General features: G+C 65.0%; 12 protein-coding genes. 4 read left to right on the top strand and 8 right to left on the bottom strand.

All coding sequences use genetic code 11. The features are described 5' to 3' along the window. Positions 1-167: 167 nt before the first annotated feature. The 8 genes from AC1DGP_RS20975 to AC1DGP_RS20940 form a co-directional block, all read right to left on the bottom strand. Positions 168-1,148, bottom strand: a complete 981-nt coding sequence (locus tag AC1DGP_RS20975; protein ID WP_476832496.1) for a LytTR family transcriptional regulator DNA-binding domain-containing protein — start codon at positions 1,146-1,148, stop codon at positions 168-170. Positions 1,149-1,263: 115 nt separating this feature from the next. Further along, the gene (locus AC1DGP_RS20970; protein ID WP_476769651.1) at positions 1,264-2,145 is read right to left on the bottom strand and encodes an ABC transporter permease; all 882 of its coding nucleotides are present in this window, start codon (positions 2,143-2,145) and stop codon (positions 1,264-1,266) included. Position 2,146: 1 nt separating this feature from the next. Then, entirely contained in the window at positions 2,147-3,079 is a 933-nt protein-coding gene (locus AC1DGP_RS20965) for an ABC transporter permease (protein ID WP_441507773.1), read from the bottom strand. Then, positions 3,079-3,804 carry a glycerophosphodiester phosphodiesterase gene (locus tag AC1DGP_RS20960; protein ID WP_441507772.1) on the bottom strand — a complete coding sequence of 242 codons (726 nt, stop codon included), beginning with the start codon at positions 3,802-3,804 and terminating at the stop codon, positions 3,079-3,081. Before AC1DGP_RS20960 ends, AC1DGP_RS20965 begins: the two co-directional genes overlap by 1 nt. Next, positions 3,801-4,793, bottom strand: a complete 993-nt coding sequence (locus tag AC1DGP_RS20955; RefSeq protein ID WP_441507771.1) for an ABC transporter ATP-binding protein — start codon at positions 4,791-4,793, stop codon at positions 3,801-3,803. Before AC1DGP_RS20955 ends, AC1DGP_RS20960 begins: the two co-directional genes overlap by 4 nt. Beyond that, positions 4,790-5,653 (bottom strand): ATP-binding cassette domain-containing protein, encoded by an 864-nt coding sequence (locus AC1DGP_RS20950; protein ID WP_476832495.1) that lies wholly within the window; start codon positions 5,651-5,653, stop codon positions 4,790-4,792. Before AC1DGP_RS20950 ends, AC1DGP_RS20955 begins: the two co-directional genes overlap by 4 nt. Continuing rightward, positions 5,650-7,245 carry an ABC transporter substrate-binding protein gene (locus AC1DGP_RS20945; protein ID WP_441507769.1) on the bottom strand — a complete coding sequence of 532 codons (1,596 nt, stop codon included), beginning with the start codon at positions 7,243-7,245 and terminating at the stop codon, positions 5,650-5,652. Before AC1DGP_RS20945 ends, AC1DGP_RS20950 begins: the two co-directional genes overlap by 4 nt. 85 nt (positions 7,246-7,330) lie before the next feature. Further along, a complete protein-coding gene (locus AC1DGP_RS20940) occupies positions 7,331-8,170 on the bottom strand; it encodes a MurR/RpiR family transcriptional regulator (RefSeq protein ID WP_476832494.1) in 840 nt (279 codons plus the stop codon). Positions 8,171-8,292: 122 nt separating this feature from the next. Between AC1DGP_RS20940 and AC1DGP_RS20935 the strand changes: the two genes are divergently transcribed. From AC1DGP_RS20935 to AC1DGP_RS20920, 4 genes are all read left to right on the top strand, one after another. After that, a complete protein-coding gene (locus AC1DGP_RS20935; RefSeq protein ID WP_441507767.1) occupies positions 8,293-9,027 on the top strand; it encodes a glycerophosphodiester phosphodiesterase family protein in 735 nt (244 codons plus the stop codon). A gap of 804 nt (positions 9,028-9,831) precedes the next feature. Further along, the gene (locus AC1DGP_RS20930) at positions 9,832-10,800 is read left to right on the top strand and encodes a class I mannose-6-phosphate isomerase (RefSeq protein WP_441507766.1); all 969 of its coding nucleotides are present in this window, start codon (positions 9,832-9,834) and stop codon (positions 10,798-10,800) included. Beyond that, positions 10,797-13,082: a glycosyltransferase family 4 protein gene (locus AC1DGP_RS20925; RefSeq protein ID WP_476832493.1), complete on the top strand. Its 2,286-nt coding sequence runs from the start codon at positions 10,797-10,799 to the stop codon at positions 13,080-13,082. Before AC1DGP_RS20930 ends, AC1DGP_RS20925 begins: the two co-directional genes overlap by 4 nt. Before the next feature lie 37 nt (positions 13,083-13,119). Next, positions 13,120-14,418, top strand: a complete 1,299-nt coding sequence (locus tag AC1DGP_RS20920; RefSeq protein WP_476832492.1) for a glycoside hydrolase family 130 protein — start codon at positions 13,120-13,122, stop codon at positions 14,416-14,418. Positions 14,419-14,471: the final 53 nt, after the last annotated feature.

Here is a 14,471-nt window from a genome sequence, read left to right as displayed (position 1 = left end):
AGCGTGAATCGGTTGATCGGTTCGCCTATCGGGTTGGCGTGCCGGGCGGGAGGCAAGCTCAATTCGACCAACCGACATGCCGGTTCGATGAATGCCCTTGCCGATAGGTTTCATCGTGAGAAATCGGTAAAGCGGCAGGAGGTTACGTTACGCGAAGCGGCCGGCGCTCAAATCCCGAGTCGCTGCCGCAATTCCTGCCGGTAGGGGCGCGACACGGGCCAGGCGTCCGCGAGCTGGCCGAGCGCAATCTTCCAGCCATTTCCGTCGCGCCGGTCGAGCCCGCTGACATGATGCAGATTGACGATCGCGGTGCGGTGCACGCGCAGGAAGGAGGCCGAAGGCAGCAGCCCGGTCCAGAGGGCGAGCGGGCGCAGGTCGAGGACCGTCGAGCCGTCCTTCAGCCAGACCTTGGCATAGTCGCGCGCCGAGCGGACGCCGAGAATGGCATGGGGCTCCACGCCGATGATCTGCCCCTGCCGGCGCAGATGGATCAACGGTGCGAACGCCTTCGCCGGGCCGTCCAGCGCCTGCGCGCTGCGGTGCGATCCGTAACGCGCCAGCGCGATAAGCTCCGCGCATTGAAACAGCGCCCTGATATCCGCCTGCTGCCAGCGCCGGGCTGCGGTGGTCGCGTCGAAACCGATACAGGCACGCAGCTGCCCATCATGGAAGACCGGGACGCTAAGCACGCTCTGGTCGCCCTGGCGCAGCATCTCGACCTGGAGCTGGCGGGCCGGACGCGGCAAGTCGGCAACCCGATTGATCATCACGGCCTTGCCCGAGACCAGGAACTGCTGCAGCCAGGCAATCATCGTCACCGGCGTGTTCTGCAGGTCCTCGACGAAGGAGCGAACGCCCTGCCTGCTCCATTCATGGGTGTTCCGGAAGCGGAGCAGCGCGGCGTCATATTCGAACATCCAGGCCCGGTCGGCACCGGCAAGCGCGCCGATCTCGGCCAGCGCAGCCGTGATCGCGACATCGGCCGGCTCCTGAATCAGCCGCTTGGCCGTGCGATGGGGCCAGTCGGGCCCTGGTCCATCGCCGCAGTCGGACAGCGAACGGGCCTCGTAGGCGGCGTCAGGCGGCTCGCCTGCCGGGGTGCCTGCCTCCGCCTGCGCAACGACCTGCCAGCTGCCTGTGCCACGCACGGCGATTCCTCCTGCTGCATCCGCACATTTGGCGGCGGCCACTGTGCAGGTGCAACCGAAATATTGGCCGTGACGCAACCAGTCCGAACGATGGCAGGGGGCCGCGCCTGCTCGCTCAGCGTGATTGCAGCGTCGGGTCGAGCCTGTCGCGGACCCAGTCGCCGATGATCGAAATCGACATGGTCGTCAGGAAGATCGCCATGCCGGGCAGGATCGCGATCCACCATGCGGTKGTCAGGTAGGCGCGCCCTGCCCCCAGCATCTGGCCAAGGCTGGTCAGAGGCGGGCGGATGCCGAGGCCAAGGAAACTGAGCGAGGTTTCGAGCAGGATCACCTGCGGAAAGTTGAGCGTGAACTGAACGATCAGCACGCTCAGGATGTTGGGGAGGATATGCCGGAGATAGACATGGCGCGCCGGCGCGCCGAGCGCGACCACGGCCGTCGCATAGCCTTGCGTGTTTGCGGCGATGACGACGCCCCGCGTCAGCCGCGCAAAGACCTCCCAGCCGTAGAACCCCATGATGGCGATGAAGAGCAGGAAGCCACCCCCGAACATGGCGATCAGCGCGAGCGCGATCATCATGAAGGGCAGCGACGCCTGGACGTCGGCCAGCATCATGATCGCTTCCTCGACGAAGCCGCGGAAATGCGCCGCGATGAACCCGAGCGCCGTGCCGATCAGGGCGCCGATCAAGGTGCCGCCGAGTGCGACAAGCACGCTGAAGCGGATGGCGTAGATCAGGCGGCTCAGGACATCGCGGCCGAGTTCGTCGGTGCCGAGCAGATGATCCGTCGTCCCACCGAGGAAGACCGGCGGCCTGAGGCGCTTGAGCAGCGCTTGCGCGCGGTAGTCATAGGGCGCCAGCCAGTCCGCGAAGAGAAAGACGACAACGATCAGCGCCAGCAGGACGAGGGCAACGACGACGAGGACGGGATAGCGCGCTTCCGCACGCACCGGAGTGTCGTCAGCCCGACGGAAGGACCATGGCATCGCCATCTCAGTTCTCCGAACGTGCAGCGCGCATGCGCGGATCGATCAGGGTGTAGATCGCGTCGACCGCGAGATTGGCGAGGATCATGGTGACCGAGACCATGATCAGGATCGCCTGGACCAGCGCGAAATCGCGCGACGTGACCGCGTTGACGAGAAGCCGACCGACGCCAGGGACCGCAAACACCGTCTCGACGATGATCGAGCCCGCGACGAGATCGCCGAGCTTGAGCCCGATGATGGTGACGATCGGGATCGCGGCGTTGGGCAGGGCATGCCAGAGCACGCGGCGCATGCTCGGCACGCCCTTGGCGCGGGCCGCTACGACATATTGCTTGTTCAGGACCTCAAGCATCGCCGAGCGGGTGAAACGCGCGAATGTACCCGCAAAATGCGTGCCCAGCGTCACAGCAGGCAGGATCAGGTGCAGGGCCGTCGCGTCGCCCGAACTCGGCAGCAGCCGCCAGTGCAGCGAGAACAGCAGGATCAGCAGGATGCCGAGGAAGAAATTCGGCAGGCTGAAGCCGAGCACGGCGAAGCTCATCACCAGCCGGTCCACCGGCCGATTGCGGTTCAGCGCCGCGACGATGCCGAAGCCGACACCAAGAATGAGGCCAAGCACGAAGGCCGTCAGTCCAAGCCGCAGCGTATGGGGGAGCGCACCTGCGATCAGCTCCACCGCCGGGCGCTGATCGGAGAGCGAGAGGCCGAAATCGCCCTGTGCGATGCCGGCGAGATAGGAGACGTATTGCTGCCAGAGGGGTCGATCGAGCCCGAATTTCTCGCGGTAATGCGCGATGAGTTCGGGCGAGGCCTGGTCTCCGACCAGGGCATCGATCGGGTCCCCCGACAGGTTCAGCGCGACGAAGGTCAGGGTCACGATCAGCCAAACCGTCAGGAGGCCGCGCGCCAGCTTGGTCAGGAAATGACGGCCCGGCATCACGACGCCACGCGGTTTTGTGTTCCGACGAGCAGGTCGGGGTCGTTGAGCAGCACGGCCTGCGGCGACTTCTCCAGGATGGCAGCAAGGCCATCGGCATCGACATCTCCGACACGGCGCCCGGTTCCGCTCCCTCCCGCCGTGACCCAGACCGGCACATGCCCGAGCAGGCCTGTCGCGACCGTTCCGTCGAGACCGCCTTCCCAGATCCGGAAGGCGCTCGCTCCGGCTGCCGCGAAATGGTCCGGGTTTGCCTTATCGGGAAGGAAGGCGAGCACCCGGACGCCCGGCATCTGGAGCCGGGCGTGGGCGACCTGCAGGACGTCGCGCACACCGATCCATACCCGATCGCGCAGCCCTGCCCCATCGATCACCGCGATCACCGCGTCGATGATCGTCAGATCCTGCGTCTTGACGTCGATCAGGGCCTGTCGATGCGGGCAGATCGCTGCGAGCGCCTCGGCCAGGGTCGCGAGCCGGATGCCGCTCGAGCGCGCGATCGTCGCCAGCTCCGCGTAGGTGGTTGTCGCGATGGCCGCCGTGCTGCCTGCCAGCCGCGCCAGATCTGGATCATGCGCGGCGATGACGACGCCGTCCGCCGTCAGGCGCGCATCGGTCTCGACGAGATCGGCCCCGGCGGCGATCGCCGCCCGATAGGCCTCCAGCGTATTCTCCGGGTAGCCGGCGGAGTGGCCGCGATGGGCAATGACAAGCGGCCGGTTCACGATTCTGCCCTCAGTTCTTCGGAGAAATGGCAGCGGACGCTGCGGCCACCCTCGACTTCCCGCAGCACCGGCATTTCGACGGAGCAACGCGGGCGGGCATAGGGRCAGCGGGTGTGGAAATGACAGCCCGGGGGCGGATTGGCAGGCGACGGCGGATCGCCCATAAGCCGGGCCGATCGCGTGCGCCTGGGCGCGGAGAGATCGGGAATCGCGGCCAGAAGCGCCATGGTGTAGGGGTGCAGCGGCTGCCGGTAGACCGGATCCGTCGGCCCCTCCTCGACGATCTGGCCGAGATACATCACGGCGATGCGGTGCGAGAGCTGCTTCACTACGCGCAAATCGTGGGAGATGAAGAGATAGGCGATATCGAACCGCTCCTGCAGCTCCTGCAGGAGTTCGGTCACCTTCGATTGAACGGAGACATCGAGCGCCGAGACCGGTTCATCACAGACGATCAGGCTGGGTTTCATGGCCAGCGCGCGGGCGATGACGACGCGCTGCGCCTGGCCGCCACTGATCTGATGGGGAAAGTGTCCGGCCGTTTCCGGCGGGAGGGCCACCGCCCGCATCAGGCGCGCGACCTCGGCATCCCGACCGGCCCGATCTCCGATCTCGTGCAGGTCGAGCGGCTCGCGGATCTGCCGGCCGATGCTCAGCCGCGGATCGAGCGCCGATTGCGGATTCTGGAAGATCATCTGGATGTCGCGGCGCTGCCGCTGCCAGTCGCCCGGGCTCAAACCGGCAAGGTCGCGCCCCTTGAAGACGATCTCGCCGCCGCTCGGGCGCTCGAGCCCGACGATCATCCGGCCGGTCGTGGACTTGCCACAACCGGATTCCCCGACAAGGCCGAGCGTCTCGCCGACCCGCAGCATGAGCGAGACATCTTCGACGGCGCGGATCGTCTGCTGCGACCGGAAGAAGGAGCGTCCGCCGCCGAAATGGCGACGCAGCTTCGAGACCCGCAGCAGCGGTTCCGACCGTTCACTCATGAGGCGACCCGCTCGCGATAGACCGGCGCGGAGACATCGAGGCGCGGCATCGCGGCCAGAAGCTCGCGCGTGTATTGCGCTTCCGGCGCCTGCAGGATGCGCTCGGCCGGGCCGGCCTCGACCACGCGGCCATGGCGCATCACGACGACATCGTCGGCCATCTCGGCGACAACCCCGAGATCATGGGTAACGAACAGGATCGCCATGCCCAGCTCGGCCTTCAGCCGGTTGAGCAGGTCGAGGATCTGCGCCTGGATCGTCACGTCGAGTGCCGTCGTCGGCTCGTCGGCGATCAGCAGACGCGGCTCGCAGGCCAGCGCCATCGCGATCATCACGCGCTGCGCCATGCCGCCGGAGAACTGGTGGACATAGGATGCCAATCTTTGTGCGGGCTCGGGAATTCCGACCATCCGCAGCAGCTCGAGCTCGCGCGCCTGGCGCTGCGGCTCGGAGAGCGAGCTGTGCAGCCGCAGGGTCTCGCGCAGTTGCGTGCCGACGGTGTGCAGCGGATTGAGCGAGCCGAGCGGGTCCTGGAATACCATGCCGATGCCGCGTCCACGGATCGTCTCCAGCTCGCTTTCGCTCGCCAGGGCGAGATCGCGCCCCTCGAACAGGATGCGCCCGCCGACGCGCCGGCCGTTCCGCGGCAGCAAGCCGAGCACGGCCTGGCAGGAGACGCTCTTGCCGCTGCCGCTCTCGCCGACGACGCATGTCGTGGMGCCGCGACGGACCGAGAACGAGACGGAATGGAGGATGTCGGCATAGCCGGCGGCGGTGCGGAAGCCGACCGTCAAATCCTCGACGGAGAGGAGCGTGTCGCTCCCCTCGCCGGTTTCCGTGATGCGGTCCGTGTCCGTCACTTCGCGCCGATCGACAGGTTCGAGGGGCGGAAGTCCATGTAGTACTGGCTATAGGGCGTCCAGTTGATGCCCTTCTTCAGCGCGTAGCCGGTGACGGGGTTGTAGAGCATCGTCATCGGCATATCGTCCTCGAAGGCAACGAGCAGCTTCGCGAACTGCGCCTTGCGCTTGGTCTCTTCGGTCTCGGCGAGCAGCTCCCTGGCGGCCTCGTTGAATGCAGCGCTCGCGCCGTAATATTTCCAGGTGTTCTGGTTGTCGGTATCGGGGCCCCACAGGGTCAGGATCGCGCCTGCCGGATCAGGCACGCGATAGGTGTTCGACCAGGCGAAGACCTGGGCACCGGGCTTGCGGACATCCTTGAAGCTGTCGACGAAATCGATGCGCGCATTGATGCCGACTGCGCGCCACATCTCCTGGATGACCTGCGCCGCCTCGACATTATAGAGGTAGTAGTTCGGGATCAGCCTGTAGGAGATCTCCTGGCCCTTGTAGGAGCTCTCGGCAAGGAGCTTCCTGGCGAGCACGGGATCGTAGGAATAGCCCTTGTTCTCCTTCACATAGATCGGCCCGAAGCTCGGCAGCTGGTGGCCGTTGGGCGCATAAGTCTGGCCCTTCCAGAGAGCGTCGATCAGCCCCTTGCGGTCGATCGCCAGGCTCATCGCGTGGCGCAGCTTCTTGTCGGAGAGCACCGGGTCGTTGGTGTTGAACTGGAGCACATGGCTGTTCTCCAGCGGCTCCGTCTTCAGCGTGACATCCTTGTAGCGCTTGAGGCCGTCCCACTGGTCCGGCGGGATCTCGACGGCGATATCGAAATCACCCGCGACGAGACCGGCGACACGGGCTGCGACCTCCGGAACCGAGCGGAAGGTGATGGATTTCGCGGCGGGAGCGCCCTCGAAATAGCGATCGAACGCGGCAAGCGTGATGCGGTCGTTCTTCTGGTAGTCGACGAAGCTATAGGGGCCTGTGCCGACGGGCTTCCAGCGCAGCGCTTTGGCCGCCTGATCCATCCAGGTCTTCGCTTCGACACCCTCCGTCCTGAACTTGTTCCAGGCCTCGTCGCAAATGACGAAGGACATGTAGCTCGACAGGCGGTGCTCGATGATCGGGTCGTGCTGGGCCGTCGTGATCCGGATCGTAAACTCGTCGAGCTTCTCGACATTGGTGAAATTGCCGAAATAGACGCGGCCATCGGGATAATAGGACTTCGCCCCCCAAAGCCGATCGGCAGAAAACGTCGCCAGCACGTCATTAGCGTTGAACGGGCTGCCATCATGGCACACGACGCCGCGGCGCAGCTTCATGTCGAAGGTGGTCGGCGTGCTCCAGGACCAGCTTTCCGCCAGCCCAGGAACCAGTTTCGCACCGCCGTCCGCCGTCGGATGCGCGAAATCGCGCCGGATCAACGTATCGAAGATCGAGTAATAGACCCGGACGTCGACATTGCCGGTGTTCTCGCCGGGGTCGAGCGAGCGCGCAAGTTCGTTCACAGCCACCGTGAGGGCCGGCCGCTCCGCTGCCGACGCGCCGGTTTGCATGGATGCAGCCAGCCCCGCGCCAAGCACCGCCCAAAGCCCTGCATTGCGTTTCATCGCTCTTGCCATTGCATCCTCCCTTGGGGCGCCCCGCTACCGGGGTCCTTGTTCAGTGGTCCGATCACGCGCGACACCGCAGCCGCTATCCCGGCTTGCCGCGAAACATCCGTTGCAGCGTCTCGACCTTTGCCAGCGTCTTCAGCGAGCGACCGCGGTCGGTGCGCGACAGTTCCAGGATCAGGGTATTGCAGATCGCCATCGGGACGGTGAGCGAATGGAATTCGCCCTGCTCGCCACGGTCGGCAACGAGTTGCGCGTCGCAATCCGGCACACCCGTGCGCCGGTCCGTGATCAAGAGCGTTCCGGCATTGATGCCTTGCGCATAGGCGATGATCCGCGCGGCCGCCGGGCTCTCGTGGCGAAAGACCAGGGCGACGACGACATCGCCGGCGGCGAGGCCGAGCAATTGGTCAGCCGCCTGCCAGTCGGCATGGGCGACCACTGCCGCCCTGTAGCCGGACCTGACGAGACGGCGCACGAACAGGTCCGCCAGGCTGCTCGCATGCCCCTCGCCGACCACCAGGATCCGCCCGGCGTCGCGCAGCAGACCGGCGGCGGCAATGATATCGGCATCCGAAATCTGCGCAGCCACCGCGTTCAGGGCACGGATTTCACCATCGACGACAGAGCCCAGGAGGGAATCGCCGCGGACGCGGCTGAGCCGGCGCCGGACGCGAACCGACGCGTCGAGATCGGCGACGACCGCGTCCTGCAAGGCGCCGCGCATGTCGCGATAGGTGGCAAAGCCGAGCTTGCGTGCGAGCCGGCCCGCAGTCGAGGGATGCACGCCGGCCTGCCCTGCGACCTTGTGCGCCGGCAGAAAGCTGCCCGCTGTCTGGTCAGCCAGGAGAACCTCGATCAGCCGCCGATCGGCTTCGGTCAGTTCGTCCCGGTGCGCCGCGATAATCTCCGTCAGGCTCATGCAACCCTCCCAATGCCGCCCAAGGTAGACAAGCTCTTCGGAGCTATGCAAGATAAATTGCTGACTCTTGATATCGCAATTTATCTTGCAACGCAGAAAACCTCTTGGACTGTGACGGTGACATGACAGAGATCGCCTCTCATCGCGGCGGAGCCAGACTCTGGCCCGAGAACAGCCGCCTCGCCTTCCGCAACTCCGCCGCGATGGCTGTCGACTTCATCGAGTTCGACATCCATCGCAGTCGCGACGGCGTGCTGCTCGTCCATCACGATCCGCTGCTCGGCCGAACCTCTGCCGGCACCGGAGCGATCGCGGACAAGGACTGGGCCGACCTCCGGGAGGTGGCGCTGCTGCGCACAAGCGACGAGACCATTCCGAGCCTTGACGAAGTGCTCGACGTTCTCGAGCCGAGCGGCATCAAGCTGCGCATCGAGCTGAAGAACCGGCACGACGGCAGCCGCTATCCCGGGATCGAGGCCCAGATCGTCGAAGTGCTCACGGAAACGCGCCTGCTCGACCGGACGACCTTCACCGCGTTCGATCTCGCGACGCTGGAAGAACTGTCCAGCTTGGCGCCAGCCACGCCATTGATCTGGCTGATCGCCGAGAAGACGCTCGCCGCGCCGACGCGAGATCTCGGTGCCTTGTGCCGAAAGGCGCGCATGGCGGGCGTTCCGGAGATTGCGGTGCGCATCTCGCAAGCCCAGGACACCGATGCGGAGATCTGCCGGCGTGAGGCGATCCGCTACGGTCTCTTTGCCGTGCATGAGGAGGCGGAGATCAAGCAGGCCTTCGCCGCGGGCGTGAGCGCCTTCACGACGGATCGGCCGGACCTCGCCGTCGCCCTAAGGCCATAGGCAAGTCGGACTGCGCGGGCTCTGCTGCGTCTTGCCGATCCATCAGAACTTTCCCGCTTCCGGTCTCGAAGGGGTGCCGCCATGCCAACCAAGGCGGCACGCTGGAAAACCTCGATCCAATCTCTCAATATTTGATCTCATCCTGAACGTCGGTATTATCCAAAAAATAATTATGGATCTTTCCTGAGTTATTCACGCTATATAGCGGCGCGATCGACTTTCTCGATACTTTTAAAATTCACCTCATAATTTAGGTTAAATCTCGTCCGTAGTGAATTGTTCTCATGTCAGGAAGCGCCATTATTTTGTCGGCGACACTCCCTGGTGTGCGCCGGCTGCTTGGGGCCAGCTCAAGGACAAGGCCGGGAACGATCGTGTGCGGCCAGACTTTATGCTGCGGGCCGCGTGTTCCGGCATGGCGTCAGTCGTGCAACTCTGCCGAATGAGGGCATGTGCCTTTCGAGGCGACGCGCAATGGATGATGAGATCCGTCTGCACGGCACCCTTGCTAAGAACCGAGCCGTGCTAGCCGGTCTCAGCCCTGGCGCGCAGGTCCTCCCATGAAGCGGAGCACCTGATCCATCGAGGACCGCGCGACGCGCGATCATCCAGCTATCCGGGCCGCGGTCCTGCTCCAGCGTTGGAGCGGTATCTGGCCTGTTTGATGCGCCCAACGAGCGCATGATGCTGCCTGCGGCGGGCCTTTTGTCCCTCGCCAGGCGCCATTGAAAGCCGTCGCCGACCATTGCCGCATCGATCGACAGCCGTCGCTCGATCACTGGCGATGCGCACCAGGAGACCGATATGGCGCTCGAACAGGCCTGCGTACATGCGATGCCCAAACCCTGGGGGTCGACCGATCTCCTGCCCTGGAGCGAGGTCGCGCATGACGGCGTCGCCATCGGTGAACTCTGGTTTCAACGCCGCGACATTCACGCGGCCGAGCCCGCCCTGCTGCTCAAGTTGTTGTTCACGCGCGAGGCATTGTCGATCCAGGTGCATCCGGACGACGCTTTCGCGCAAGCTATGGGGCTCCCTCACGGCAAAACCGAAGCCTGGTATATTCTCTCCGCGACACCGGATGCCACGATCGGCGTCGGGCTGAAATCGGCCCATACGCCCGCAGAACTGCGGGCCGCCATCGAGGATGGCTCCATCACCGACCTCGTGCAGTGGCGCAAGGCCTGCAAGGGCGACGTCATCTTCGTGCCGGCCGGAACGATCCACGCGATAGGCCCCGGGCTTGTCCTCGCGGAAATCCAGCAGCGAAGCGACACGACCTTCCGCCTGTTCGACCATGGCCGCCAACGCGAACTTCACATCGAGCACGGCGTTGCAGCGGCCCTGGCCGCGCCCGCCGCAGGGCAAGCCCCAGTGCGGTATCTTGGCGATTGCAGGACCCTGCTCGTCGCGAGCCCGTATTTCGTCCTCGAGCGGTTTGATCTGGCTTCGGGATCGGTCTGGAACCTCAGTGCAAGCAGAGAGACCTGGCTGGTCATCATCGCTGGCACCGCCAGGCTCGGGGCGTTCCAAGCAGTCGCCGGCGAGGGCTGCTTCATCGAGGCCGACAGCATGCGCATCGAGGCGGGGGGCGAAGGCCTGACCTGTCTGGTGGCCTATGACGCGACAAGCCCCTGCCCCGACCTTTTGCATGCCGTCTCTGCGCATGATGCGAATGCGCCAGGCGACGCCGTTTCCCAGCCGCCTCAGCCGCCCCTGCCGCTCCCGACGCTGGCGGGTCCGTCCAACCCCTTCACGGAGGCCCGACCATGAGCCCGCTCCACCGCATTGCCTTCATCGGCAACTCGCTTCCGCGTCGCTGCGGAATCGCGACCTTCACGACGGATTTGCAACAGGCGGTCGCCTTGTCGGGCTCGGATCTCGAAACCTCGATCGTGGCCATGAACGACCATGGTCATGCTTACGACTATCCACGCTCCGTCCACTATCAGGTCGGCGACGACGGGTTGGAGGATTATGCAGGGGCCGCCGACTTCCTGAATGATGGTCGGTTCGACATCGTCTCGCTCCAGCATGAGTTCGGCATCTTCGGCGGAGAGGCCGGCGGCCACATCATGGCGCTGCTGTCGCGGCTGAAGACGCCGGTGGCCACCACACTCCACACCGTCCTGTCCGAGCCGACGCCGGTGCAGCGCGATGTCATGGAACAGATTGTCGACGCCTCGACGCGCATCGTCGTCATGGCCGAGAAGGGCCGTGACCTGCTGCGGACCGTCTACAGACTCCCTGCCGACAAGATCGAGGTGATCGCGCACGGCATTCCCGACGTCGCCTTTCTCGCACCTGACGACGCCAAGACCAGGCTCGGGTTCAGCGGCCGCTCCGTCATCCTGACCTTCGGTCTGCTGTCGCCCAACAAGGGCATCGAGGTGATGATCGACGCGATGCCGGCGATCCTGCGGCGTCGCCCCGATGCGGTCTATGTGGTTCTGGGTGCAACGCATCCCAATCTCGTCCGCGACCAGGGCGAGGCTTATCGCGCCAGCCTGATGAGCCGCGTGCGCGAACTCGGCGTCGAGGATCATGTGGTCTTCCTCGACCAGTTCGTCGATCAGGCGACGCTACTGGGCTTCATCTCGATGTGCGATGTCTATGTCACGCCCTATCTCAACGAGGCGCAAATGACATCGGGCACGCTGGCCTACAGTTTCGGCCTCGGGAAAGCCGTCGTCTCGACGCCCTACTGGCACGCACAGGAACTGCTCGCTGATGGGCGCGGCATTCTGGTGCCCTTCGGCKATGCGGTTGCCATCGGCGACGAGATCGCGGGACTGCTGACCGATGTCGACAGGCGCCAGGCAATGCGGCTGCGTGCCTATGCCAGTAGCCGTTCGATGACATGGGAACGAACGGCCAAGCGCTATCTCGCCGCGTTTGAGACGGCGCGTCGGGGCCGGGTGCTGAGCGTCGTCGCCAGCCCCATCATGACAACGCCCTCGCCGCAGATTCCTGCGCCTCCGGAGATGCAGACAGGACATCTCCTGTCCATGTGCGACGATACCGGATTGTTCCAGCATGCCGTCCATTCCGTGCCGGATCGCGCGCATGGCTACTGCGTGGATGACAATGCCCGCGCGCTCCTCCTCGCCTGCACCTTGAGCAGCACCGGCGAACGGCAGCTTACGGACGCGCTGACGGCGCGTTACGCATCCTTCGTCCAGCACGCCTGGAATCCCGACACGCGACGCTTCCGCAATTTCATGAGCTTCGACCGGCGCTGGCTGGAAGATACGGGTTCCGAGGACAGTCATGGCCGGACGCTCTGGGCGCTGGGCGAATGCGCGCGCAGCGATGTCAGCCCGTCGCGCCGGCAATGGGCAGCCGCCCTGTTCGCACAAGCCCTGCCCATCGTCGAGAGCTTCACCTCGCCCCGCGCCTGGAGCTTCACCCTGCTCGGCCTCGACGCCTATTGCGCCGTCGCCGGGGCGCCGCCGACTGCCATCTGGCTGCGCCCGCTGCTGGCCGATCGCCTGCTCGCCCTGCTCTCGGCGGTCGAGACACCGAACTGGGTGTGGTTCGAGGACGGGCTTTCCTATGACAACGCGCGCCTGCCTCAGGCCCTGATCGCAACCGGTACCTCCATGAAGGTCCCAGCCTATCTCGAGGCCGGGTTGCGGTCGCTGCGCTGGCTCGCGGATCTGCAGACGACGCCCGCGGGTTTGTTCAGGCCTGTCGGCTCCGACAGTTTCGGCGACAAGCGCCGTGCACCGAGGTCCTTTGATCAGCAGCCGCTGGAGGCCACGGCGACAATCTCAGCCTGCCTCGCAGCCTGTCGGGCCGATGGCGATCCGCATTGGCGGACCGAGGCCGCACGTGCCTTCGCCTGGTTCCTCGGCCATAACGACCTCTCGGTGCCGCTGGTCGATCTTGATACCGGCGCCTGCCGGGACGGCCTGCACCGCGACCGCGCAAACGAGAACCGCGGGGGCGAATCCGTGGTATCCTATCTTCTCAGCCTCGCCGAGATTCGCCAGCAGGCCCGCATCAGCGGGGACCGCCCGAAACTGGCGCCGCTTCGGGTCCTCCATGCCTGATCCTTCCGCCAGCGCGCACGAACAGACTGGGGTCGCCTTGTCCCAGCCCGCTTTCCTGAACCGCCAGGCCCTGTATTTGCGCCCCGATCCTTCCAGGGTGGTCGTGCGCCGGTTCGGCCCCGCGGTCGAGCCCAGGGACCTCAGCCCAATCGACAAGACGCGGGCGAATCATATCGTCGGCCGGGTCCTGGCGCTGGATGCCGATACGGCCGAGAGCCTGCTCTCCGACGTCTTGGAGAACTTCAAGGGCCGACACCGCAACCTGCTGGAGAAATTCGAGGAGCGCGCCGATGAGATGGAGGAGGCATTCGCAACGCATTGCGACTTCACCAGGATTCAGCGTCAGCTGGTCGGAGCCTACTTTCTCCAGGAGAATTCATTCGAAGCAGCGGCGCTCTTCAACCCGAGCATCGTTTCGCACCCTGACCAGTCCGGCGCTCCTCCAGGCGGGCGCCGCTTCATCCTGAGCGTTCGCGCGGTTGGCGAGGGCCATATCTCGTCCCTGACTTTCCGCTCGGGCTCGATCGCGAATGACTGCAGCATCAGTGTCGATCCGACATCGCGGCTGGCTTCGATCGCCACCTTGCGCAACCGCATGGCGCGCCTCGACGGCGACGATGTCGAGGTCGCATTTTCGCCCGATGGCGACATCAGCGAGCGGGTGATCTTCCCCATTACCGCATCTCAATCGAATGGCATCGAGGACGCACGTTTCGTCGCGTTTGACGAAGATGGGAGGACGGTGTTTCGGGCGACCTACACGGCCTATGACGGCCGGGCGATCCGGTCCGAACTGATCGAGACCAGCGATTTCCTGTCGTTTCGGATGTCGCCGCTGCGGGGCACCGCGGCCGCGAACAAGGGCATGGCGCTGTTCCCTCGCAAGATCGGTGGGCGCTACGCCATGATCGCGCGGCAGGACAATGAGAACCTCTATCTCATCTATTCCGATGACCTCTTCACCTGGAACGGTGGGGTCGTGATCCTGAGGCCCCAATTTGCATGGGAGTTCGTTCAGATCGGCACCTGCGGCTCCCCGATCGAGCTTGACGAAGGCTGGCTGCTGTTGACCCACGGCGTCGGGCCCATTCGGAAATACGCGATCGGAGCGGTTCTTCTCGACAAGCAGGATCCGTCGAGGGTCCTCGCGCGGACCCGCGAGCCGCTCGTCCGGCCAGAACCGTCCGAGCGTGAAGGCTATGTTCCCAATGTCGTCTATACCTGCGGCGCGATACGCCATAACGACCACATCATCCTGCCCTACGCGGTCTCCGACACGTTCTGCAATTTCGCGACGATCAGGATCGCTGCGCTGATGGGCGCCATGGAACGCTAGGAAGTCTTCCGGGCACGGGCTTGCGCGAGAAATCGGCTACGCAGGCTGGAAAA

The sequence above is a fragment of the Allobosea sp. 05T433 genome, assembly GCF_056396065.1.
Note: the sequence above shows the minus strand (reverse complement) of the source record. Positions and strands in the feature narration are given on the sequence as shown.

Bases quoted from the DNA above. Each gene is read 5' to 3' on its own strand.
- AC1DGP_RS20945 (WP_441507769.1), bottom strand. From the start codon at position 7,245: ATGAAACGCAATGCAGGGCTTTGGGCGGTGCTTGGCGCGGGGCTGGCT.
- AC1DGP_RS20965 (WP_441507773.1), bottom strand. From the start codon at position 3,079: ATGCCGGGCCGTCATTTCCTGACCAAGCTGGCGCGCGGCCTCCTGACG.
- AC1DGP_RS20930 (WP_441507766.1), top strand. From the start codon at position 9,832: ATGGCGCTCGAACAGGCCTGCGTACATGCGATGCCCAAACCCTGGGGG.
- AC1DGP_RS20935 (WP_441507767.1), top strand. From the start codon at position 8,293: ATGACAGAGATCGCCTCTCATCGCGGCGGAGCCAGACTCTGGCCCGAG.
- AC1DGP_RS20940 (WP_476832494.1), bottom strand. From the start codon at position 8,170: ATGAGCCTGACGGAGATTATCGCGGCGCACCGGGACGAACTGACCGAA.